General features: G+C 64.6%; 23 protein-coding genes and 1 pseudogene. 17 read left to right on the top strand and 7 right to left on the bottom strand.

The window, feature by feature from the left end; all coding sequences use genetic code 11:
• The first annotated feature begins 8 nt into the window (after nt 1-8).
• Together A3CW_RS0114940 and A3CW_RS50155 are read left to right on the top strand one after the other, a co-directional pair.
• On the top strand, nt 9-977 hold the full coding sequence (locus tag A3CW_RS0114940; RefSeq protein WP_051481472.1) for an ROK family protein: 969 nt from the start codon (nt 9-11) through the stop codon (nt 975-977).
• Nucleotides 978-1,088: 111 nt separating this feature from the next.
• Nucleotides 1,089-1,772, top strand: coding sequence for a hypothetical protein (locus A3CW_RS50155; protein WP_154677950.1), 684 nt, complete (start codon nt 1,089-1,091; stop codon nt 1,770-1,772).
• An 11-nt stretch (nt 1,773-1,783) separates the two neighbouring features.
• Here the strand turns inward: A3CW_RS50155 and A3CW_RS53305 are convergent.
• Nucleotides 1,784-1,947 (bottom strand): annotated as a pseudogene (locus tag A3CW_RS53305) (enolase C-terminal domain-like protein); the annotation flags it as partial.
• Nucleotides 1,948-2,139: 192 nt separating this feature from the next.
• Here A3CW_RS53305 and A3CW_RS0114925 point away from each other — a divergent pair.
• The 3 genes from A3CW_RS0114925 to A3CW_RS0114915 all read left to right on the top strand — a co-directional run bounded on the left by A3CW_RS0114925 (nt 2,140) and on the right by A3CW_RS0114915 (nt 7,911).
• The gene (locus A3CW_RS0114925; protein ID WP_028204294.1) at nt 2,140-3,129 is read left to right on the top strand and encodes a chemotaxis protein CheB; all 990 of its coding nucleotides are present in this window, start codon (nt 2,140-2,142) and stop codon (nt 3,127-3,129) included.
• 74 nt (nt 3,130-3,203) lie between these two features.
• Entirely contained in the window at nt 3,204-7,283 is a 4,080-nt protein-coding gene (locus tag A3CW_RS0114920; protein WP_028204293.1) for a CheR family methyltransferase, read from the top strand.
• Between the two features lie 34 nt (nt 7,284-7,317).
• Complete coding sequence (locus tag A3CW_RS0114915; protein ID WP_028204292.1) at nt 7,318-7,911, top strand: recombinase family protein; 594 nt, start codon at nt 7,318-7,320, stop codon at nt 7,909-7,911.
• On the opposite strand, the gene A3CW_RS0114910 is transcribed toward A3CW_RS0114915, so the two are convergent.
• Nucleotides 7,904-8,260 (bottom strand): hypothetical protein, encoded by a 357-nt coding sequence (locus tag A3CW_RS0114910; protein ID WP_028204291.1) that lies wholly within the window; start codon nt 8,258-8,260, stop codon nt 7,904-7,906. The two genes, A3CW_RS0114915 and A3CW_RS0114910, sit on opposite strands and share 8 nt — an antisense overlap.
• Before the next feature lie 279 nt (nt 8,261-8,539).
• On the opposite strand from A3CW_RS0114910, the gene hpnJ reads away from it, so the two are divergent.
• Both hpnJ and A3CW_RS53050 read left to right on the top strand, forming a co-directional pair.
• A complete protein-coding gene (hpnJ, locus tag A3CW_RS0114905; RefSeq protein ID WP_028204290.1) occupies nt 8,540-9,961 on the top strand; it encodes a hopanoid biosynthesis associated radical SAM protein HpnJ in 1,422 nt (473 codons plus the stop codon).
• A 182-nt stretch (nt 9,962-10,143) separates the two neighbouring features.
• Nucleotides 10,144-10,356 carry a response regulator gene (locus A3CW_RS53050; RefSeq protein ID WP_161782934.1) on the top strand — a complete coding sequence of 71 codons (213 nt, stop codon included), beginning with the start codon at nt 10,144-10,146 and terminating at the stop codon, nt 10,354-10,356.
• On the opposite strand, the gene A3CW_RS53300 is transcribed toward A3CW_RS53050, so the two are convergent.
• The 4 genes from A3CW_RS53300 to A3CW_RS0114880 form a co-directional block, all read right to left on the bottom strand.
• Nucleotides 10,353-10,508, bottom strand: a complete 156-nt coding sequence (locus tag A3CW_RS53300; RefSeq protein ID WP_169739106.1) for a hypothetical protein — start codon at nt 10,506-10,508, stop codon at nt 10,353-10,355. The genes A3CW_RS53050 and A3CW_RS53300 overlap by 4 nt on opposite strands.
• A gap of 349 nt (nt 10,509-10,857) precedes the next feature.
• Nucleotides 10,858-11,118 carry a DUF1488 family protein gene (locus tag A3CW_RS0114890; RefSeq protein ID WP_028204289.1) on the bottom strand — a complete coding sequence of 87 codons (261 nt, stop codon included), beginning with the start codon at nt 11,116-11,118 and terminating at the stop codon, nt 10,858-10,860.
• A gap of 69 nt (nt 11,119-11,187) precedes the next feature.
• Entirely contained in the window at nt 11,188-11,442 is a 255-nt protein-coding gene (locus A3CW_RS53295) for a hypothetical protein (RefSeq protein WP_028204288.1), read from the bottom strand.
• An 85-nt stretch (nt 11,443-11,527) separates the two neighbouring features.
• A complete protein-coding gene (locus tag A3CW_RS0114880) occupies nt 11,528-11,773 on the bottom strand; it encodes a hypothetical protein (protein ID WP_028204287.1) in 246 nt (81 codons plus the stop codon).
• Between the two features lie 178 nt (nt 11,774-11,951).
• Here A3CW_RS0114880 and sufB point away from each other — a divergent pair, with 178 nt between their 5' ends.
• The 10 genes from sufB to A3CW_RS46315 all read left to right on the top strand — a co-directional run bounded on the left by sufB (nt 11,952) and on the right by A3CW_RS46315 (nt 21,119).
• Nucleotides 11,952-13,400, top strand: a complete 1,449-nt coding sequence (sufB, locus tag A3CW_RS0114875) for a Fe-S cluster assembly protein SufB (protein ID WP_028204286.1) — start codon at nt 11,952-11,954, stop codon at nt 13,398-13,400.
• Between the two features lie 13 nt (nt 13,401-13,413).
• The gene (gene sufC / locus A3CW_RS46320) at nt 13,414-14,226 is read left to right on the top strand and encodes a Fe-S cluster assembly ATPase SufC (protein ID WP_051481469.1); all 813 of its coding nucleotides are present in this window, start codon (nt 13,414-13,416) and stop codon (nt 14,224-14,226) included.
• The gene (gene sufD / locus A3CW_RS0114865) at nt 14,223-15,548 is read left to right on the top strand and encodes a Fe-S cluster assembly protein SufD (protein WP_028204285.1); all 1,326 of its coding nucleotides are present in this window, start codon (nt 14,223-14,225) and stop codon (nt 15,546-15,548) included. Before sufC ends, sufD begins: the two co-directional genes overlap by 4 nt.
• Nucleotides 15,545-16,798, top strand: coding sequence for a cysteine desulfurase (locus tag A3CW_RS0114860; protein WP_028204284.1), 1,254 nt, complete (start codon nt 15,545-15,547; stop codon nt 16,796-16,798). The genes sufD and A3CW_RS0114860 overlap by 4 nt, the downstream gene beginning before the upstream one ends.
• The gene (gene sufU / locus A3CW_RS0114855) at nt 16,795-17,247 is read left to right on the top strand and encodes a Fe-S cluster assembly sulfur transfer protein SufU (RefSeq protein ID WP_028204283.1); all 453 of its coding nucleotides are present in this window, start codon (nt 16,795-16,797) and stop codon (nt 17,245-17,247) included. The genes A3CW_RS0114860 and sufU overlap by 4 nt, the downstream gene beginning before the upstream one ends.
• 28 nt (nt 17,248-17,275) lie before the next feature.
• On the top strand, nt 17,276-17,602 hold the full coding sequence (locus tag A3CW_RS0114850; protein WP_245623644.1) for an SUF system Fe-S cluster assembly protein: 327 nt from the start codon (nt 17,276-17,278) through the stop codon (nt 17,600-17,602).
• A 1-nt stretch (nt 17,603) separates the two neighbouring features.
• On the top strand, nt 17,604-17,936 hold the full coding sequence (locus tag A3CW_RS0114845) for a non-heme iron oxygenase ferredoxin subunit (protein ID WP_028204281.1): 333 nt from the start codon (nt 17,604-17,606) through the stop codon (nt 17,934-17,936).
• A 134-nt stretch (nt 17,937-18,070) separates the two neighbouring features.
• Nucleotides 18,071-18,286 (top strand): hypothetical protein, encoded by a 216-nt coding sequence (locus A3CW_RS0114840; protein WP_028204280.1) that lies wholly within the window; start codon nt 18,071-18,073, stop codon nt 18,284-18,286.
• A 69-nt stretch (nt 18,287-18,355) separates the two neighbouring features.
• On the top strand, nt 18,356-19,102 hold the full coding sequence (locus A3CW_RS0114835; RefSeq protein ID WP_028204279.1) for an SDR family NAD(P)-dependent oxidoreductase: 747 nt from the start codon (nt 18,356-18,358) through the stop codon (nt 19,100-19,102).
• A gap of 346 nt (nt 19,103-19,448) precedes the next feature.
• Complete coding sequence (locus A3CW_RS46315; RefSeq protein ID WP_035513035.1) at nt 19,449-21,119, top strand: phospholipase C; 1,671 nt, start codon at nt 19,449-19,451, stop codon at nt 21,117-21,119.
• Between the two features lie 95 nt (nt 21,120-21,214).
• On the opposite strand, the gene A3CW_RS0114825 is transcribed toward A3CW_RS46315, so the two are convergent.
• Nucleotides 21,215-22,585 carry an MFS transporter gene (locus A3CW_RS0114825; RefSeq protein ID WP_028204278.1) on the bottom strand — a complete coding sequence of 457 codons (1,371 nt, stop codon included), beginning with the start codon at nt 22,583-22,585 and terminating at the stop codon, nt 21,215-21,217.
• Nucleotides 22,586-22,770 lie beyond the last annotated feature (185 nt).

Below are 22,770 nucleotides of genomic sequence, written 5' to 3'. Positions count from 1 at the left end.
GAGCCAGGGTGCCAGACACCAGCGTTGAACAGGGGCAACACCCACGCGTCTTTGTCGCGGACATCGGCGGCTCATACACCAGGCTCGGTGTATCGGACAGTCCGCGCAGCGTACGTCTCGTCGAAAGCGTGCCGACGCCCGTCGACAGTTGGGAGGCGTTCGGCGCGGCCCTCGAAGCCCTCGCGGCTCGCCATATTGGCGAGACCCGCTCGCTCCTCGTTATCTCGATGGCGGGGGCGGTCGATCCCGCAAGCGGCGTGATTTGCGCGTCCAACGTCCCATGCGTCTCGGGCCGCGTGCTCGGCGCGGAGTTGTCATTCCGGCTCAAGCGGCGCGTACGCATTGCCAACGACGCAGACTGCCTCGCCCTGGCCGAGGCCGTCGAGGGCGCGGGTGTGGGCCACGACGTCGTGTTTGGCGTAGTCCTCGGCTCCGGTGTCGGCGGCGGGCTCGTCGTGGGCGGCCGTGTGGTGGGTGGCGCGAGTGGCATCGCGGGCGAGTGGGGCCACGGGCTGCCCGTCAGCACGCACGTCGACTTCGACGGCACGGGCCACGCTCAGCCCGTGCGCGCATTGCGTTGCGGCTGCGGGCGCCTGGGCTGCGTCGACACCATCGGCGCGGCACGCGGTCTGGAACGGCTCCACGCACTGCTGAACGACGAACAGAAAGACAGCCACACCCTTCTCGACGACTGGCAGCAAGGCAGCGATCGCGCGCGGCGTACCGTTTCCGCCTGGCTCGCACTGGTATCGGAACCCCTCGCTGCCGTGGTCAATATCACGGGCGCTTCGGTCGTCCCGGTTTGCGGCGGTCTTTCGAATGTGCCCCCATTGATCGACGCGCTGGATGCCGCAGTGCGCAAGCGCACGCTGCGCGAGTTTCGCGAACGCGTGGTCGTTCCGGGCGCGTTCCGGCGGGACGGCGGACTCATCGGCGCGGCCATCATCGCGAGGCAGGACGACTGGCGCGAGCAGTAACGCGCCGTGATCGCCCGCACAGGAAAAATGGGCTTCCGACGCCTAAACTAATCTATGAAGCCAGACGGCTATCGGTCAGCGTATCGGTCAGCGGCTACCGGGGTAAGCATCATGAAAGCGCGTGAATTGTGCAGACTCCTGCTCGTGCTCGTGGCGCTATGCATCAGCGCCGGGGCAAGCGCGGGTCGAGGCGGCGGCTGGGTGCACGGCGGCGGCGGCGGTGGCTGGGGCGGTGGTGGAGGCAGCGGTGGCGGCTGGGGCGGCTATGGCGGCGTGAATCACAGCAGCGGCTGGAGCGGCGGCTACCACGGCGGCTATAACGGCAGCTATCGCGGCGGCGGCTGGTATCACGGCGGTTATTACCATGGCGGCTACTACCACGGCTACGGCTGGTATCACGGCGGCTACTATCACGGCTGGTATGGCTGCTGCGGTTCGGCGAGCGTCGGCTTCTACTTCGGCCCGGGCTTCGTCTACGGCTATCCGTTCTATCCGTACTACTACCCGCCGTACATCGCGAGCGTCTACTACCCCTACGTTTCCGGCGACTTCTCGCAGCCCACACAGTGGATCGAACAAGGCCAGGGCCAGGCCCAGGCCGAGCCCCAGTACGGCGGCGCCAATATGTACGATCAAAACGAGCAATACGGGCAAGGCGGCGGCCAGGGCGGGCAGGGTGGCGAGGCGCCGTACGGCGTCTGGTACTACTGCGTCGCGTCGCAGACCTACTACCCGTACGTGCGGACCTGCCCCGGCGGCTGGCAGCAGGTGCCCGCGCGGCCACCTGACAGTTGAATGACGGCGCGTCAGCGCACCGCGTAGCGTTCGGCGTCGGCGTGGCGGAACGTCAGGCCGTGGCCGTGGCGCGCGAGGTCGGGCGCGATATGCCCGGCGCGCCTTCGAACAGCATGGCCTCGATGCGCGCGTGATCGTGAAACCACTCGATATGCACGAGGCGCCGCGCCGCGCACGGTCGCTTCCGTCTGCAGCGCTTCCCAGATGCCCGTGGCCATGCCGTAGCCCACCAGTTCGTGGCCCTCGCGCATGGAAACAGCAAGGCAGATGCCGCGGCGCCCGGGGCGCTCGTTGCTACCCGTGCGGGCACGGCAATTGCGGCAATCGACTGGTTCACCCCGATTCACCCTGGCCACCTGGACACAAATTGATCTACCGAGACTTCATCGCCATAGGCACATCGTCAGGTGGCGTCGATGCGCTTCGAAGTCTTGTGTCTGAGCTTCCAGCTGACCTGCGGGCGGCGATCGCGATCGTGCTCCACGTGGGCAGCCATTACAGCCATCTGCCGTCGCTGCTCAGCAGCGCAGGCCCGCTGCGCGCGGTGCATGCCGAGGACGGCGAAACCTGGTCGCCCGGCCGGATTTACGTGGCGCCCCCCGACCAGCACATGATCGTGGAGGGCTCGCGCCTGCGTCTCGTACATGGCGCGAAGGAAAACTTTGCCCGCCCGGCCATCGACCCGCTCTTTCGCAGCGTGGCCGCGGAACTTGGGCCGCGCGGCATCGGCGTGATCCTCACGGGCTTGCTCGACGACGGCGCGGCCGGCCTCGAGGCCATCCAGGCCTGCGGCGGCACAGGGATCGTCCAGGACCCGTCCGACGCATTCGCAAGCGAAATGCCGCTCAACGCCGCGCCTTTCGCCGAATACATCCTGCCGCTCGCTGGCGTGGCCCACCGGCTCGTGGAACTGACGGGCCGCGTGCGGCCCGTAACGGCCGCCGAAAGCGCCGCGCAGCTCCGCGCTGCCGGTCTCGTCAGCACGGAGCTGCGCGCGTGGCGCGAGGGCAACGGGCTTGCCGGCGACCTGGGCCGCATCGGCACGCCTTCGACGTTTACCTGTCCCGAATGCAACGGCACGCTGTGGCGCCTCGATTACTCGCGTCTGCTGCGCTACCGCTGCCACACGGGCCACGCCTACACGGCGGCCTCGCTCACCCGAGGCCGCACCACCGACGTGGAGCGTTCGCTGCGCGATGCAATGCGCGCGCTGCGCGAGCGCGAGTCGATGAGCCGTGCCCAGGGCGAGCACTACAGGCTGTGCGGCGAGTTCGACGCGCAGCAGCGCGAGGAGGAAACTGCGCGGCGTGCGGGCGATGCGGCGGGGGTGTTGCAGTCGATGCTACTGGAGGGATAATGTCGGCGCGGCGCGCTGCCGACGGGGTTCGAGAGTGCGAACGCGATTGATTCCCACTTCAGGACCTGGCAACCATGCCGAAACGACGTGGCCTTATGCCCCGCAGCCAGACCAATTATCCGATCGTCGGCATCGGCGCATCGGCAGGCGGCCTTAGCGCGCTGCTGGCCTTCTTCGAATCCCTGCCTTCCCGTACCTCAATGGCGTTCGTGGTGGTCGTGCATCTCGCGCCCGACCACGAAAGCAGTCTGGCCGCGCTGCTGCGCAAGGCGACCGGCATGCCCGTGGTGGAGGTGACGAGCCCGACGCCCATCGAGCATGACCATGTGTACGTCATCACACCGTCGCTCGATCTGGCGATGGTGGACGGCTATCTGCGCGTTTCCCCCAGTCAGCCCCAGGAGGGCCGCCGCGCGGCGATCGACGTGTTCTTCCGCACGCTCGCCGAAACGCATCGCGAGCGCGCCATCGGCATCGTGCTCTCGGGCGCGGGCTCGGACGGCTCCGCCGGCCTCTCGCGCGTCAAGGAAATGGGCGGCATCACATTTGCCCAGGATCCCTCGGAGGCGGAATACGACAGCATGCCGCGCAGCGCCATCGCCACCGGCATGGTCGATTTCGTCACCACCGCGGCGGAGATGCCGCAGCGGCTGCTGGACCTCTGGTCGACGACGAAGGAAATTCAACTGCCCGTCGCGGAAAGCGAGGAGCAGCGCGAAGAGCATGTCAACGAGGCGGCCGAGCGGGCGCTGCGCGAGATCATGATCATCCTGCGCACGCGCACGGCGCACGATTTCCGCCACTACAAGCGCGCCACGGTCCTGCGCCGCATCGAACGGCGCTTGCAGGTCAACGGCATCACCGACCTCCAGGCGTATCGCGACCATCTGCATCTGCATCCCGAGGAAACCCAGGCGCTGCTGCAGGACATGCTCATCAGCGTCACCAACTTCTTCCGCGACAAGGAAGCGTTCGAGGTGCTCGAGCGCGAAGTCCTGCCGCAGCTATTCGAAGGGCGGGGCGATCAGGACCGTATCCGCGTGTGGTCGGTGGGCTGCGCCACGGGCGAGGAGGCCTATTCGCTGGCGATGCTGCTCCAGGAGCGTTCGCTCAAGTCGACGGAAGGCATCTCGTTCCAGGTCTTCGCAACCGACATCGACGAACGCGCGATTTCGTTCGCGCGCACGGGCCTCTTTCCCGACTCGATCCTCGCCGACGTCACGCCTTCACGCGTGCGCCAGTTCTTCTCCAGGGACGCCGCGCATTATCGCGTAAAGAAGGAGCTGCGCGAGCACATGCTGTTCGCGCATCACAACGTCCTGAGCGATCCGCCGTTCTCGCGCCTCGACCTGATCTGCTGCCGCAACCTGCTGATCTATCTGGATCGCGAAGCGCAGATCGAAATCCTCAAGATGTTCCACTTCGCGCTGCGCCCGGGCGGCGTGCTGTTCCTCGGCAGCTCCGAGTCGGCGGACAGCGTGAGTTCGATGTTCACCGTGGTGGACAAGCGCAGCCGCATTTACCGCGCGAACATGGCGGTGCGCGGCGACACGCCCGCGCCCGTGGCGATTTCCGGCACGATGAACGCGCGGCCCGTGGTCGCGACCGTGCAGCCGCCGGGGCGCCGCCGCTTTTCGTTCGGCGACCTGCACCAGCGCCTCGTCGAGCAGTACGCGCCGCCTAGCGTACTGGTGAGCCGCGATTCGGAAATCGTGCATCTGTCCGACCGCGCGGGCCGCTTCCTGCAGTATTCGGGCGGCGAGCCTTCGCACAACATCGTCGCCGCCGTGCGCCCGGAATTGCGGCTCGAACTGCGCACCGCGATCTACCAGGCGCTGCACGCGAACCGCAGCGTCGAGGCGCGGCGCGTGCGTCTGGAGCGCGACGGGCGCTCGTATTTCGTCAACATGACGGCGCGGCCCGTGCACGACCTCGAGGCCAACGCCGACTTCGTGCTGGTGCTCTTCGACGAAGTCGAAGACAGTATGAGCGGGGCGGAAACGGCTTGCGTGGACGTGCAGAAGGACCCGATCATCACGCAGCTCGAACGCGAACTGCAGCGCACGAAGGAGCAGTTGCAGTCGACCATCGAGCAGTCGGAAACCTCGACGGAAGAACTGAAGGCGTCCAACGAGGAACTGCAGGCGATCAACGAGGAACTGCGCTCGGCGACCGAGGAACTCGAAACCAGCAAGGAAGAGCTGCAGTCGATCAACGAGGAGCTCACCACGGTCAACGCGGAGCTGAAGTCGAAGGTCGAAGAGACCAGCAAGATCAACGACGACTTGCAGAACCTGATCGCGGCGAACGACATCGGCACGATCTTCGTGGACCGCAACATCTGCATCAAGCGCTACACGCCGCGCGCGACCGACGTCTTCAGCATCATTCCCTCGGATATCGGCCGCTCGCTGCTCGACATCACGCACCGGCTCGAATACGACAAGCTCGCCGACGACGCCGCCGAAGCCTTCGACTCGCTGCGCCTGATCGAGCGCGAGCTGAAGAGCAACGACGGGTGCTGGTATCTCGCGCGCTTCGTGCCGTACCGCACGACCGAAGACCGCATCGACGGCGCGGTGCTCTCGTTCATCGACATCACCGGGCGCCGTCAGGCCGAAGACCTGTTGCGCGAAGGCGAGCGGCGCATGCGCATCGTCGCCGAGGGCACCAGGGACTACGCGATCATCACGTTCGACGACGAAGGTTTCGTCACGAGCTGGAACGCGGGCGCGGAACGCATTTTCGGTTATACGGAGGCCGAAATGATCGGCCAGTCCGCCCATTTGCTTTCGACCGAAGAAGACCGCGTGAACAAGGTCGCCGACCGCGAGTTCGCGCTGGCGCGCCAGCATGGCCGCACCGACGAGGAACGCTGGCACCTGCGCAAGGACGGCACGCGCTTTTTCGCGAGCGGCGTGCTTTCGCGCCTCGATGAAGCCGGTGTGAGCGGCTTTGCCAAGATCGCGCGCGACCTGGGCGAACTCGTGCCCGCGGACGCGGACGTGCGCGACACCACGCTCGAACAGGTGCGCGACGCCGGCGAGCGCGACGGGCAGCGGCGCCAGGACGAGTTTCTCGCCGTGGTGTCGCACGAACTCAAGCATCCGCTCAACCTGATCTCGGCGAGCGCCGAACTCATTGCGCGGGCGCCGGAAACGCGCCAGAGCCTGAACCTCACGCGCGCCGCGGACACGATCCGGCGCACCGTGGTCGGCCAGGCGCAGATCATCGACGACCTGCTGGATATTTCGCGCGTGCGCACCGGCAAGCTCTCGGTCATGCGATCGGCGGTGGACATGCGCGAGATCGTGCAGCGCGTTTGCAACGCCGTGCAGTTCGACGCGCAGCAGCGCGGCATTGCGCTGAACGTTTCGATCACTGAGACACCGGTGATCCTGAACGCCGATTTCACGCGCATCGAGCAGATTGTCTGGAACCTCATCAGCAATGCGATGAAGTTCACCAACCGCGGTTCGGTGAATGTCTCGCTGGAGGTCAGCGGCGACGAAGCCGTGCTGCGCGTGGCGGACACCGGCACCGGCATCGAGCCGGCGCTCCTGCCGCAAATCTTCGACATGTACAAGCAGAGCCGCCAGTCCGCCGCGCGGCGCTCGGGTCTCGGCATTGGCCTCGCGCTCGTGCGGGAACTCGTGACGATCCACGGCGGCAGCGTGCGCGCGGAGTCGCAAGGCCTGGGGCGCGGCGCGACGTTCACGGTTGCACTGCCGATGCATCGTTCGTTCGCGCATGCGGACAGCCGCGACGGCGCGGCCATGGCGTCGCTGCAAGGGCTCCATATCCTGATGGTCGACGACGACGCCACCACGGTCGAAACGTTCAAGCTGCTGCTGGAAGGCGAGGGCGCGGACGTGCAGACGGCCACGAGCGGCGAGGAAGCGCTTACGCTGCTCAACGGCAACGCGCCGGATCTCGTGCTCTCCGATCTCGGCATGCCGGGCATGGACGGGTGCGAGTTCATTGGCAAGCTGCGTGCGCAGCCCGCGCTCGAATCGGTGATCTGCATCGCGCTGAGCGGCTTTGGCCAGGAGGCCGATGTGGAGCAGTCCGAACAGGCGGGCTTCGACGCGCACCTCAAGAAGCCGGTGCTGCTCGAAGACCTGCTGGCGACTTTCGCGCGCTTGCGACGCTAGTTCGCGAGCCGCTGGGCGAGTACGGGAGCCACGTGTGCAACGGACCTTTTTCTACATCAACGGTGCAGGCAACAGCGAGGTTCCCGAGCGGGAGCTGATCCAGCTCGACAAGGCGGGCTACACGGTGGCGCTCAACCGTGTGGCGGTGGAGACGGTGGCGCCCTATGTGGCCGCCGCCGAGCGCCCCGCGTTGACGAGGCTGCTCGGACGCATCGATCCCGAGGACGAACTCGTGGTTTTGCAGCTTTCCGCCCTGGGCTGCAACGCGCGCGACGTGCTCGCCACGCTGCTCAATTGCCGCAAGGGGAAGATTGGCGTGCGCTGTGTCGAACTGGGCGGCGTCGATCTCGCGGGGCGCCCCGAGCCGCAAGCGGTGAAGATGCTGCGCGCGGTGGTGCGCATGGAGGCGGCGACGCGCGGCGAACGCAGCCGCAACGGCCTGAAGGCCGCGCAGCGCAGCGGGCGCCCTACGGGCAGGCCCGCCTCGCTTTCGGCGCACGACCGCGCGCGCGTGATGAGTTCGCTGGGCAGCGGGCTCTCGGTGAGCGAAGTGGCGCGGCGCTTCGGCACGTCGCGGCAGACGGTCCTGCGCATACGCGCTGCCGCGGGAACGCCCGGTCTCAAGTGACCAGCGTATAAGCGTCCGCTTCCAGCGCGACGCCCGCGCCGCGAATCACCTGCATGTAAGTGAACGTGTCACCAACGGCAGCGCTGGCTTGCTCCGCGAGACTGCGCACGTCTGCCGACTTTTCGGCGCTCGCCATCAAGGATTCGAGCGCTGCCGAATCCGCGAACCCATGCGCGGCCGCCGCACTGAGCACCGCATCGAGGATACGCCGGGCCGCCGCGCGGGCGTCGAGCGACGCGAGCGGGGCGCGGTAGGCGAGAAAGCCTGCCATCAGCAGAAAGTCCGCTGGGCTGATACGGTGGCCATTGCCAACCGGCACGCCTTCCGGCATGTCGTGATATCGCGACATACATCGCCTCCTGATCTGGAGCGCTGTGAATGCTGCTGCGGATGCCAGAAAAATATAGTACAGAAAGCATCGCTCATGCCGACGAATGCGGTGTGCTGCGGTGTTCATCCGGCGGCGGCCTTGTTAAGTGGGGGTTTCGATAAGCGGTACAGACGTTTATTCGACGTGCCGCGGCAGCAAGTCGTAGTATTCTTGACCCGGGCAAAGCCGCCATCCAGCCAAAGTGTCATGTTTTTGTAGGCTTCGAGACAAATTCACGATTTTTCTCCGAGGGCATTCATGAAAACGCTGTTTCTGCAGGCACCTTCCTATGAAGGCTTCGATGGCGGCGCGGGCTCGCGCTTTCAAACGAAGCGCGAAATCCGCTCGTTCTGGTATCCCACGTGGCTCGTTCAGCCCGCCGCGCTGGTCGAAGGCAGCCGCGTGGTGGATGCCCCCGCAGACGACCTGACGCTCGAAGCGACCCTGAATATTGCTCAGGAATACGAGCTGGTTATCATTCACACGAGTTCGCCTTCGTTCCAGAGCGACATTCAGTTCTGCGAGCACCTGAAGCGGCACAAGAGCACGATCCTCATCGGCATGATCGGCGCCAAGGTGGCGGTCGATCCTCAAGGTTCGCTGAGCGCGAGCGACGCGCTCGATTTCGTGTGCCGGGAGGAATTCGATTTCACCTGTCTCGAGATCTCCCAGGGTCGCCCGTTCGAATCGATCCTCGGCCTGAGCTATCGTCTGCCCGACGGCGGCATCATGCACAACGACGCCCGGCCGATACTCGAAGACATGGATCAGCTTCCCTTCGTCTCGCCGATCTACAAGCGCGACCTCACGTCCGAGCATTATTTCAGCGGCTATCTCAAGCATCCTTATCTCTCGCTCTACACGGGGCGCGGCTGCAAGTCCCGCTGCACGTTCTGCCTGTGGCCGCATACGGTGGGGGGCCATCGTTATCGCACGCGCTCGGTCGAGCACGTGCTGGAAGAGGTGAAATGGATTCGCGACAACATGCCCGAAATCAAGGAGATCATGTTCGACGACGACACGTTCACGGATCTCAGGCCGCGCGCCGAAGAGATCGCGCGCGGGCTTGGCAAGCTAGGCGTGACGTGGTCGTGCAATGCCAAGGCGAACGTGCCGTACTCGACACTCAAGGTGATGAAGGACAACGGTTTGCGCCTGTTGCTCGTGGGCTTCGAATCCGGCGACGACCAGATTCTCGTGAACGTCAAAAAGGGCGTGCGCACGGACTTCGCGCGCCAGTTCAGCGAGGATTGCCGCAAGCTCGGCATCAAGATTCACGGGACCTTCATCCTCGGCCTGCCGGGCGAGACGCACGAAACGATCCAGAAGACCATTCAGTACGCGAAAGAGATCAATCCCCATACCATTCAGGTCTCGCTCGCCGCGCCTTATCCCGGCACCGTGCTTCATAAGCAGGCGGTCGAAAATGGCTGGCTGAACGATACCAAGGTCATCACGCTCATCAATTCGGCCGGCACCCAGGCCTCGACGATCGGCTATCCGCACCTGTCGCGCGAAGAGATCTACCTCGGCGTCGAGGAGTTCTACAAGCGCTTTTATTTCCGGCCGTCGAAGATCTGGGAAATCGTCCGCGAGATGCTGGTGAGCTGGGAAATGATGAAGCGGCGCCTGCAGGAGGGCGCAGAGTTCTTCAAATATCTCCGGGCGCGCAAGGTCTGAAGCAGCGTCCGCTCCAAAGACAACGCCCGGGGTTCCGGGCGTTTTTTTGTCACTCGTCTGTCACCGTTCCCGCTTTTTTCGTCCGCGGTATTTCACGTAATTCACGCTACGGCGTGCGGCGCGCTCCTGTCCGAAATGCTGTCATTTCGAACACCGTGCGGCATTCAACGTTTTTGCCGGCCGTGAACGGCTACGAACTGGCGGAGCGCCTGCGCGCCGTACCGGATCACGCCAACGTGATGCTGGTCGCGCTGAGCGGGCATGTTTCGAACAGCGACCGCGCGGCGGCGCTGGCGGCCGGATTCCATGCGCATCTCGCGAAGCCCGCCGATATCGGACGCTTGCGCGCGATGCTCGCGACGTGCGCGCATCGCGCATGGCGCGCGGCTGGCTAGCGCAGGTGCGAAGAGCGGATGCCGTTGTGGTGGTGGAGGTTGCGCAACAGGCTTGCGCGGCGTCGTTCGCGTCGATAGTGTGCGATCACGGCCGTGGCCGCAATCACCAATACCATGACGCCAATGGCGGTTCCCCACTGTAATGCGTCCATGTCTGCCTCCTTGTCACGTCCGGGCCGTCGCGTCGAGGCGAACGGGGTTCAAGCGTAGTGTGGCTGGCAGGGTGCGTTCCGCGGCAAGCGCCGGGGGGAACAACGCGACGCACACGAAAGGGTGGCGCTGGTCGCGGACGCAAGAAAAGATTAGCCGATCGCGATGCGCAATTGAACCGGGCGGGTGTGTACGGATGCCAGTCATTGTGGACACTTCGACTGGCGGAACTGGCACTCTGGCGAGCGCTGTTCCGTTCTTTGGGGAAGTATCGAGGCCTGCCGGGAGCAGACCGACTCGGCTGACGATTCGAACCCTGTTGCGAATTCGATTGCGCTTGTGTCGGCGCGATTACTCCAGATCGCGCGTTTCGAGTTCCACGGACTGGCCCCCGTTTTTCTCCAGCGCGTGCCGCGCGGCCAGTTCGATACTCGGGCGGTTCGCCTCGAACGCGCTCAATAGCGCATGCGCCGATGTGCCGGTGTTGCCGAAGCGGTCGTTCAGCGCGTCGAGCGATACGCTGCACCATACCGGGCGGTTGTCCACGTTGGCTTCGAACGCTACGCGTGCGGCAGCGACGGCGTGACGGCGACTCGTGAATTCGATTCTCATCCTGTTCCTCCGTGAGTTCCTTCGTTAAAGGGTAGCGCCTGGCGCGGCCAACGGTGAGCTCTTTTTGCGCTATTTGGCCTGCGCGTCACTGGCGGGGTCGCTGCGCATCATCTTGTCGTGGGTGGCGGGCCCCTTGGGCTTCTTCACAGGCATGTTGTCGGGGTTGGATTGGCTTGCCGTACCTGGCACGGCTGCCGGCGGCTTCACCATCGGCGGCGCAGGGGGATGAACAGGCGTTTGAGCCTGCGCGCTGGCTGACAGCGGGGCGGCGGCGAGCACCGCACAGGCGATCGCGCCCCAGACAAGAACATGGGGTGGCTTCATGGCTTCTCCGTGGGTCTTCGTCGTCATGTCCCTGCAAGATGTCGCGAATCGCATGCCCGCAACTGTGCGCTTGCGGCCATCGTCATCAGTGAAACAGCGCCGATGTATCGACGTCGGCCAGTGGTTCCAGTTCGTCGCGGCGCGTGTCGCACGAGCGGCGTATGGTCGCGCCCTGCGCGATCCACATGGCCAGCGCGACGATAGCGAGGCTGCCAGGAGCGAGGAACGCCACCGGATAGCCGAAGCGGTTGGCGAGCCATCCGCCCAGAATGACCCACCAGAAGCCCCAGCGGCGAATGATGCGGCTTGCGAAGACGGCGGCCGTGAGCATTACGACATGCGAGACGATGATGTTGGAGCGTTGTCATATCTCTCTTGTGAACAAGGTCTTTCGCATTGGGCGTGCCTGCTTCGCGTTCCATGCGCTTCGGTTAAACCCCGGCCATGCCAGGGTTTTGCCATGAGATCTAGAATGAGGTCATGAGTGTAAAGGAGACCGTAATAACGTCATGGATACACAAGCGAAAACTTTCGAGGAATTGCTGCGGCGGGAATATCCGCACGGGTTCGTTTCGGACGTACAGTCGGATACGTTGCCGCGCGGTTTATCCGAGGACGTGATCCGTCTTATCTCGGAGCGCAAGCAGGAGCCGGACTTCATGCTCGAATGGCGGCTCGCCGCCTACCGGCATTGGCTCACGATGACCGAGCCGCATTGGGCGAGCATCGAACACCCGCCCATCGACTTCCAGGACATCGCCTACTACTCGGCGCCGCATACGCAGGCGAACCGCCCGAAGAGCCTCGACGAAGTCGATCCGGAACTCCTGCGCACTTACGAAAAACTCGGGGTGCCGCTGCAGGAGCGCGAGATGCTCGCGGGCGTGGCCGTGGACGCGGTATTCGACAGCGTCTCCGTCGCCACGACATTTCGCCGGCAGTTGGGCGAGCTTGGCATCGTCTTCTGCTCGTTTTCGGAAGCGGTGCGCGAGCATCCGGACCTCGTGCGCCAGTATCTCGGCTCGGTCGTGCCTTACACCGACAACTTCTTTGCCACGCTCAACTCGGCCGTATTCAGCGACGGCTCGTTTTGCTATATCCCGCCGGGCGTGCGCTGCCCGATGGAGTTGTCCACGTACTTCCGCATCAACGCGCGCAACACGGGTCAATTCGAGCGCACGCTCATCGTGGCCGACAAGGGCGCTTACGTGAGCTACCTGGAAGGCTGCACCGCGCCGATGCGCGACGAAAACCAGTTGCACGCCGCCGTGGTGGAACTCGTCGCGCTGGAAGGCGCGCAAATCCGCTATTCGACGGTGCAGAACTGGTATCCGGGCGACGCGCAAGGGCGCGGCGGCATCTACAACTTCGTGACGAAGCGCGGCGACTGCCGCGAGGCCAATGCCCGGATTTCGTGGACCCAGGTCGAAACCGGGTCCGCCATTACGTGGAAATATCCGAGCGTGATCTTGCAGGGCGACAACTCGATTGGCGAGTTCTATTCGGCGGCGCTCACCAACCACTATCAGCAGGCCGATACCGGTACGAAGATGGTGCATATCGGGCGCAATACGCGCAGCACGATTCTCTCGAAGGGGATCTCGGCGGGCCGCGGCAAGAACGCTTATCGCGGGCTCGTGAAAATGGCGCGCTCGGCCGAGAACGCGCGCAACTACACCCAGTGCGATTCGCTGCTGCTCGGCGATCGCTGCAGCGCCTTCACGTTTCCCTATATCGAGGTGAAGAACCCGAGTGCGAAAGTCGAACACGAAGCGTCTACGTCGCGTATCGGCGAAGACCAGTTGTTCTATTGCCGGCAGCGCGGTCTCAGTGAGGAGGACGCGGTGTCGATGATCGTCAACGGCTTTTGCAAGGACGTGCTCAAGGAATTGCCGATGGAGTTCGCCGTGGAAGCGCGGAAGCTGCTGGGCGTGAGCCTGGAAGGCAGCGTAGGTTAAGAGGGAGTGAAGCATGCTGGAAATCCGCAATCTGAATGTCGAAGTGGAAAGCAAGCCGATTCTGCGCGGGGTGGATTTGCGCGTGAATGCGGGCGAGGTTCACGCGATCATGGGGCCGAACGGCTCCGGCAAAAGCACACTCGCCCATGTGCTGGCGGGGCGCGAGCAATACGTGGTCACGGGGGGCAGCGTGCAGTACGACGGCTGCGACCTGCTCGCGCTTGCGCCCGACGAGCGCGCGCGCCGCGGGCTCTTTCTCGCGTTTCAGTATCCGGTGGAAATACCGGGCGTGAGCAATATCTATCTGCTCAAGGCCGCGCTCAACGCGCAGCGCAAGCATCGTGGCGAGGCGGAGCTCGACGCCATGGACTTTCTCGCGCTGGTGAAGGAGAAAATGGCGGCCATGGAGATGAAGGAAGACCTGCTGTACCGGGGCGTGAACGAAGGGTTTTCGGGCGGCGAGAAAAAGCGCAACGAGGTGCTGCAGATGACGGTGCTGGAGCCGCGTCTCGCCATTCTCGACGAGACCGACTCCGGGCTCGATATCGACGCGTTGCAACTCGTCGCCCGTGGTGTGAACCAGATGCGCAGCGCGGACCGGGCCATCGTGCTCGTGACGCACTATCAGCGCCTGCTCGATTACATCGTGCCGGACCAGGTGCACGTGCTTTCACAGGGCCGCATCGTGCGCTCGGGTTCGCATGAGCTTGCGCTCGAACTGGAGCGCAAGGGTTATGGCTGGCTCGGCGAGCAGGATAGCGACGGACCTGCAGCGGGGCAAGGTGCCGGCACGCAACACACGGCAGCCGCCAGGGAGCAACGATGAGCGAATCAACGCGCGAGCACTACCGCGAAGCCTTCCGCACGATGGCGGGGACGCTGGCGGGCGTCGAGCTGCCGTGGTTGCGCAAGGCGAGGCGGCACGCGTTCGACCGCTTCGAGACGCTGGGCTTTCCCGGCACGCAACTCGAAGCGTGGAAGTACACCAATGTGATGTCGATTGCGAAGCCGCATTGGCATTTCATGCCTTCGGACGGCGAGCAAACCGACTATGCCCGCCTGATCGACGACCTCGTGCCCGCCGATGCCGGGGGGCGTATCGTGTTCGTGAACGGCCGTCACGTGCCGAAGCTCTCGTCCTTGCCGCCTTTGCCGGAAGGCGCGTTCGTCGGCACGCTCGCACAGGCAATGCGCAGGATTCCTGAGCGGATCGAATCCATCATGGCGCGGCATGCGCCCGAGGACGGCTTTGCGGCGCTCAACGGCGCATTTCGCAGCGACGGCTACGTGGTCGTGCTGCCGCCCGGCTGCGCGCTGGACTGGCCGCTGCACGTGCTGTTCTTCAGCAGCGAGGCCGCGCTCGCCATGCATCCGTTCAACGCGGTGGTGGCGGAGCAGGGTGCGCGGTGCTCGATCGTCGAGCAGTTCGCGGGCATTACCGACGAAGCCTATTTCGTCAACACCGCCACGGAAATCGTTGCCGACGAAGAGGCCGACGTTCAGCATTGCCGCATCCAGCAAGAGGCGCGCAGCGCGTTTCATATCGCGCACGTGGGCGTTTCGCAGCGGCGCGCGAGCCACTTCACCTCGCACTCGTTCGCGTTTGGCGGTGCATTGTCGCGCACGCAGATCGACACGCGCCTCGATGCGGAAGACGCGCAAGCCGACCTGAACGGCCTGTATTTCGTGAGCGCGCGGCAACACGTGGATCATCACACGCGCATCGACCATGCGATGCCGCGCGGCACGAGCCGGGAATACTATCGCGGCGTGCTCGACGGCGCTTCGCACGCGGTGTTCGATGGCCGCGTGATCGTGCACCAGGACGCGCAGCAGACGAACGCGCATCAAGGCAACGACAATCTGCTGCTCTCGCGCAACGCCGAGATCGACACGAAGCCGCAACTGGAGATTCACGCCGACGACGTAAAGTGCACGCACGGCGCGACCGTTGGCCAGCTCGACGAGAGCCCGCTCTTTTATCTGCGCTCGCGCGGCATAGACGAGCGCATGGCGCGGGCGCTACTCGTGTGGTCGTTCGCACGCGTGAGCGTGGATCGCGTGGAAAGCGCCGCGCTGCGCAGCCGGCTCACGCAACAGCTGCTCGCGCGCCTGCCCGGTGGCGAATACCTGCGGGGACTGTCATGAATCTACTCGAACCGGTGGGGATTCCCGACACCGAAGCGGTCATGGGCTGGCGCCGCGACTTTCCGATTCTGCGGGAAAGCGTGCACGGCAAGCCGCTCGTGTACCTCGACAACGCGGCGACCACGCAGAAGCCCGCGAGCGTGATCGCCGCCGAACAGGCCTATTACGAGCACGACAATGCCAACGTGCATCGCGGCGTGCATTTGCTGTCGCAGCGCGCGACCGATGCCTACGAGGGCGCCCGCGCGCGCATTGCGCGTTTCATTCACGCGGCGCACGAGAAGGAGATCGTGTACACGCGCGGCACCACGGAAGCGGTCAACCTGGTGGCGCAAAGCTATGCGCGGCCGCGCCTTCAGCCTGGCGACGAAGTGCTCATCACCGCAATGGAGCATCACTCGAATATCGTGCCGTGGCAACTCGTCTGCGCGCAGACGGGCGCGTTACTGAAGGTGGCGCCGATCGACGACGACGGCACGCTCGACCTCGACGCCTACGGGCGCCTGCTCGGCCCGCGCACGCGCATGGCGGCGGTCGCGCATGCGTCGAACGCGTTGGGCACCGTCAATCCGCTTGCGCAGATGATCGAGCTTGCGCATGCGCGCGGCGTGCCGGTGCTGGTCGATGGCGCGCAGGCGATCGCGCATCTTCCCGTGGACGTGGCCGCGCTCGATTGCGACTTCTATGCGTTCTCGGGTCACAAAATCTACGGCCCCACCGGCATTGGCGCGCTGTACGCGAAGGCTGCGCTACTGGAAGCCATGCCGCCATGGCAGGGCGGCGGCGACATGATCCGCTCCGTGACGTTCGAGAAGACCGAGTACAACGTCATTCCGTGGCGGTTCGAAGCGGGCACGCCGAATATTGCCGGCGCGATCGGGCTCGGCGCCGCGCTGGACTACGTCAGCGCGATCGGCCTGGAAGTGGCGCAGCGGCACGAGGCCGATCTGCTCGCGTATGCCGACACAGCATTGCGCGCGATGCCGCACGTGAGAAGGATTGGAACGGCGAAGGAAAAACTGGGCATCCTCTCGTTCGTCATGGAGAACGCGCACGCCCACGATGTCGGCACGATACTCGACCAGTTCGGTGTGGCGGTGCGCACGGGCCATCATTGCGCGATGCCGGTGATGGATCGCTATGGCGTGCCGGCCACGGTGCGCGCCTCGTTTGCGCTGTACAACACGCGCGCCGAAGTCGACGCGCTGCTGGACGGCCTCGCGCGCGTAGAGGAGGTGTTCCCGCTATGAGCGACTTGCGCGAGCTGTACCAGGAAACGATCTTCGACCACTACCGGCGGCCGCGGAACTGTCACACCGTGCCCGGTGCAACGCATAGCGCCGAAGGCTACAACCCGTTGTGCGGCGACCGCGTCACGTTGTATCTGCGTATCGAGGACGGCGTGGTCAAGGACGCCGGGTTCGAGGGCGCGGGGTGCGCGATCGCCACCGCTTCGGCTTCGTTGATGACCGAAGCGCTCAAGGGCCGCACGCAAGCGGAAGTCGAGGCGCTGTTCGAACGCTTTCACGCCATGGCGACGGGGCCAACGGACCGCCCAGTCGCTGCCGAAGGGCTCGGCAAGCTCGCGGTGCTCGCGGGCGTGCGCGAATTTCCGGCGCGTATCAAATGCGCGACGCTTGCGTGGCACACGCTGCACGCCGCGTTGCGCGACGAGCGCGGGACCGTTTCGACGGAATGAATCTGTGCGTGCCTGGAGGCATATGACGATGAATACGCAAACGGCGAGCAACGACCTGCGAGAACGCGTGATCGACGCGCTGCGCTCGGTGTTCGATCCAGAAATACCGGTGAACATCTACGATTTGGGACTCGTGTATCAGCTGGACGTGGACGCGGAAACGGGTCGCGTGACGATCCGCATGACACTGACCGCGCCGGGCTGCCCGGTCGCGCAAACCTTCCCTGGCACGGTCGAAGAATACGTGAACGAGGTTGAAGGCGTGAGCGCGACGAACGTGGAGCTGGTCTGGGACCCGCCGTGGACGAGAGCGCGCATGTCCGAAGCGGCGCTGCTGCAACTGGGGATGCTCTGACATGGCCGACTGGGTGGACGTGGCGCCATACGCCGGGTTTCAACCGGGTGCCGTGCTCAGCGTCGATGTGGAGGGTACGCCGGTCGCGGTATTCAATCTCGACGGGACCTGTTATGCCATCGAGGACACCTGTCCGCACGATGGCGGTGTCCTGACGGGCGGCGACGTGGAGGGCGACGAGGTGATTTGCCCGCGCCATGGCGCCCGCTTTTGCATCAAGACGGGGAAGGTCCTCGCGCCGCCCGCGTATGAGGACGTTGCCGTGTTCGCGGTGCGCGTGGAAGCGGGCATGGTGCAGGTGCGCGATACGCGCTGGGATGAGGGCTTTTCCTGAGCGCGGAAGCCATGCCGGCGCCTCACGCGCAGTTGTCAGCGGCATAATGGGTGCGCGGATTGGAGGAGCGGTGGCTTGTACCGCTCGCGCCGGTCTCCGCGCTTTGCATGCGTTGCAACTATCGAGAGGCATCCATGAAGGCACTGTTCCATCTCGCGGCGGCGGCCGCGGCAGGCACGCTCGTGATGTTCTATCTGGACCCGGTTTCCGGCCCGCGTCGCCGCGCGAAGCTGCGCACCCCGCCGTTTTCGCGCCGTGGCGGCCGTGCGAACGCACACGGCCATGCGGCTGAGTTAGGCGTAGACGGCGAACTGGCGGGCCCGGGCGGCGGCATCGGCACCGCGCCGTGAGCGCGTCAGGGCGAGCGGCTTGCGCAAGGGCGGCGGTGAAATGAAAACCCATCGCAGAAGGTGTCCACCATGTCCGCTCTTTTGCCCGACCTGAATCATCGCGTTGCGCTCGTGACCGGCGGCTCGCGCGGCATCGGACGCGCCATTGCCGTGGCGTTGGCTTCGGCTGGCGCGGCGGTTGGCGTGAATTACCGGCAGCGCGCTGACGAAGCGGACCAGGTCGTCGCGCAGATCGAAAGCGCCGGGGGCCGCGCGCTCGCGGTGCGCGCCGACGTGTCGGTCGCAAGCGAGGTCACCGGCATGATCGGCGAGATCGAGCGCCGCCTCGGCGCGGTCGATGTGCTCGTGAACAACGCCGGCACGGGCACGTTCAGCGACATCGAGTCGCTTACGGAGGCCGAATTCGACCACACGCTCGCCGTCAATCTCAAGTCGGCGTTTCTCTGCACACAGGCGGTGCTGCCCGGCATGCGCGCGCGTCGCTGGGGCCGCATTGTCAATCTCTCGTCGGTCGCCGCGCGCGGCGCAGGTGCCGTCGGCGTTCACTACAACGCTTCGAAAGCGGGCCTCGAAGGCTTGACGCGAGGCTACGCCGCGCGCGTGGCGCGAGAGGGCGTGACCGTGAACGCCGTGGCGCCAGGACCCATCGACACGGAAATGGCCGCGCCGCTGAAAGCCGCGAACATCGCCGAGCGGCTGCCGGTTGGCCGCCTCGGTGAAGCCGATGAGGTCGCACAGGTCGTGTTGATGGTGGTCGGCAACGCCTTCGTCACGGGGCAAACCATTGCCGTCAACGGCGGCGTCAGTTTCATCTAGGCGCGTGTTCATTTTCGGGCCGCCGCGTCGCGGCCCGGTTCATTTAGTTCACCTTGTTTGCTAACCGGCGCACCCGCGCGCTGCGCAATCTTCATACCTGAATCCAGGGCCGGCTCCATCGATTCAGTGCCGTCAGTGCCAATTGAATGACGATTCGGCGCCAAACTTTCCAATCGAAAATATTTCGTAAGGAGTCTGACGCCGAGCATTCATACCCCGATGCTCTAATCCTCATGCCGTGTAGCCTCCGCATTCAGCTGGCATGAGCGCCACGATGCGAGCTGCATAACGCCTTCACCCGGCTTCACGGTGATCCCGACAATACGAAACCAACCAGGAGCCGAAAATGCAATGGCGTCACATCGCAGTTGGTTCGCTCACAGCCGCAGCATTCGCATCGACAGTTGCGTGGAGTGCTGGTGACGATCACGACAAGAATCATCCGGAACACAATCACACTGCCACCCCGATCAAGCACGTGGTCGTGATTTATGGCGAGAACGTTTCGTTCGACCATTACTTCGCAACGTATCCGCATGCGACCAACCCGTCCGGCGAGCCTGCATTCAGGGCGCAACCCGGCACGCCCGAAGTGAACGGTCTTTCTGGCACGCTGCTGACGAAGAACCCGAACTTCACGAATGCGGCCAATGGCACGGGCGCGGCCAATCCGTTCCGTCTGGATCGCACGCAGGCGGCCACGGCCGACCAGAACCACGCTTATACGGCCGAGCAACAGGCGTACGACGACGGCCGCGCCGACCTCTTCCCGTTGTACACGGGTAACGGCACGAGCGGCGGCGCTGGCGCGTTCGGCACGAAGGGCCAGGTGATGGGCTATTACGACGGCAACACCGTCACGGCGTTGTGGAACTACGCCCAGCACTTCGCGATGAGCGACAACGCCTATACGTCGACCTACGGTCCGTCGACGCCCGGCGCGCTCGAAGTGGTCTCGGGGCAGACCAACGGCATGAAGGTTGTGCTCACAACGAAGAAGCCTTCGACCGCCGGTTCGTACTATGTGAACGACGGGCAGAACGGCTTTACGATGATCAACGACGTCGATCCGGCCTACGATCTCTGTTCGAGCGCGACCGACACGGCGCAGATGACCGGCAAGAACATCGGCGACCTGCTGAACGCGCGTAATGTCTCGTGGGGCGGCTTCATGGGCGGCTTCAACCTCGCGACGACGAACAGCAACGGCACGACCGGCTGCAAGCGCAGCACGCTCTCGCCGGTGGTCGGCGCGGCGACGGCCGACTATATTCCGCACCACAACTGGTTCCAGTACTACGCAACGACTTCGAACCCGCAGCATCTGCGTCCGGGCTCGCTCGCCGCGATCGGCCACACCGTGGGCAAGAACGGCAACCCCGACCCGGCGAATCACCAGTACGATACCGACGACTTCTTCGCTGCCGTGAAGGCGGGAAATTTCCCGTCGGTGAGCTTCCTGAAGGCCCCGGCCTACCAGGATGGCCACGCGGGTTATTCGGATCCGCTCGACGAGCAGGCGTTCGTCACGAAGGTCGTGAACTTCCTGCAGCAGCAGAACGACTGGGAAGATACGGCCGTGATCGTGGCATGGGATGACTCGGACGGCTGGTACGACCATGCCTACGCGCAGCCCACCAGCGCTTCGTACGACAGCGTTGCCGACCAGTTGACCGCGGCCGGCATCTGCGGCACGGGTTCGGCGCCGGCCGGCTTGAACGGCAAGCCCGTGAACGGACGCTGCGGTCCGGGCACGCGCATTCCGTTCGTCGTGATCTCGCCGTGGGCGCGCGAGAACTACGTCGACCATACGCTGATCGACCAGTCTTCCGTGGTGCGTTTCATCGAAGACAACTGGCTTGACGGTCAGCGCATCGGCGGCGGTTCGTTCGATGCGACGGCAGGCAGCATCATGGGCCTGTTCGACTTCGACCGCCGCGGCCGCGGCCACGAAGACCGCAAGCTGTACCTCGACCCGACGACGGGCGTGGCGCTCGACAAGGCACCGAGAGTCTGAGCGTTGAGGATCGCTGATCGTTTTTGATCGGCAAAAAGAAGCGCGCCCCTGCCAGATTCGTCAGGCAGGGGCGCGCTGTGTTTTTCAGCAGCCGATCACGCGGGGTGGGAAGCGTGCCCGTGATCGCCTGTTCCGCGCGCGTCGTCGTATTCGCGCGAAATATCCTTGTTCGTGTAATCGCCCATGCGCCAGGCGGCGAGCAGACTGATCACACCGCACACGGCGATATAGATCGCAATGGCATAGCCCGTGCGGTAGTACGCGAAGAGCGCCGTTGCGATCAGCGGCGCCGGGCCGCCCGCAATCACGGAAGCCAGCTGATAACCGAGCGAGGCGCCGCTGTAGCGCAGCCGCCCCGTGAACGATTCGGCGATGAACGCCGCCTGCGGACCATAGAGCATGGCGTGCGGTACGAGCGACAGCACCACGGCCGCGAAAATCAAAGTCGTATTTTTCGTGTCCAGCATGCCGAAGTAGATAAAGCCGAAGATGCCCGCGGCCACTGCGCCGATCATGTACATGCGCTTGCGTCCGATCAGGTCGGACACGTGCCCAAAGAACGGAATGGTCACGAACTGCAGCACGGCGGCCGCCAGAACCGCTGTGAGCATGAGGTCGCGCGAAACGTGCAGCGTCTTCACGCCATACGTGAAGACGAAGGCCGTGTAGATGTAGAACGGCGCCTGTTCGGCCATGCGCGCCAACGCCGAGAGGAGAATGTCCTTGGGCTGGCGGCGAATGACTTCGAGCATCGGCGTTTTCTCGATTTTGTTCTCGGCGAGGAGCTTCGCGAAGATCGGCGTTTCAAGAATGCTCAGCCGGATATAGAGGCCGATCGCGACGAGCACGATGCTCAGCAGGAACGGCACCCGCCATCCCCACGTCATGAAGGCGTCTCCGGAGAACGTGCTGACGGCGAGCACCACGAGATTGGCGATAAAGAGTCCCGCCGGCACGCCGAATTGCGGCCAGGAAGCGACGAAGCCGCGGTGCGAATTGGTGCGCGCCCATTCCATCGACATCAGGACCGAGCCACCCCATTCGCCGCCCACGCCCACGCCCTGAATGAAGCGCAGCACCGTGAGCAGAACGGCGCCCCAGATGCCGATCGACGCATAGGTCGGAACAAAGGCCACGGCGAAGGTGGCGAGCCCCATGAGCAGCAGCGTGACGATCAGCGTGGCTTTGCGGCCGACGCGATCGCCGTAGTGGCCGAATATGGCCGCGCCGACTGGCCGGGCGATGAAGCCCACGGCATAGATGAGAAAGGCCTGCAGGGTGCCAACGAGCGGGTCGGATTCAGGAAAGTACAGCTTCGCGAAGATAAGCCCGGTGACGATACTGTAGAGGAAAAAGTCGTACCATTCGATCGTCGTGCCGATGGTGCTGGCAATCACCGCGCGGCGCAACTGGCGATGGGCTTCTTCGTCCGAAAGGAGCGTGGCTCCCGTTTGATCGGCATTCATTTCGCACCCCCAAGGCAAGGGCGATATGGCCAATGCAAAACGCATGGCCAGGGCTCCCGGTGGCGCGCAAAAAACGTGCCTAAGTCTGCCGGGAAGTTGGCTTCGCTGGATCGGGTGGAAGTGATACGTCCCTCGCTATCGCTCCATCCTGATCGGCATGGGTGAGACGGTTGTTATACAAATCG

Origin of the sequence: Paraburkholderia nodosa DSM 21604, assembly GCF_000519185.1 — a bacterium.
Lineage (GTDB): Bacteria > Pseudomonadota > Gammaproteobacteria > Burkholderiales > Burkholderiaceae > Paraburkholderia > Paraburkholderia nodosa.
This window is presented reverse-complemented; position numbering and strand designations above follow the sequence as displayed.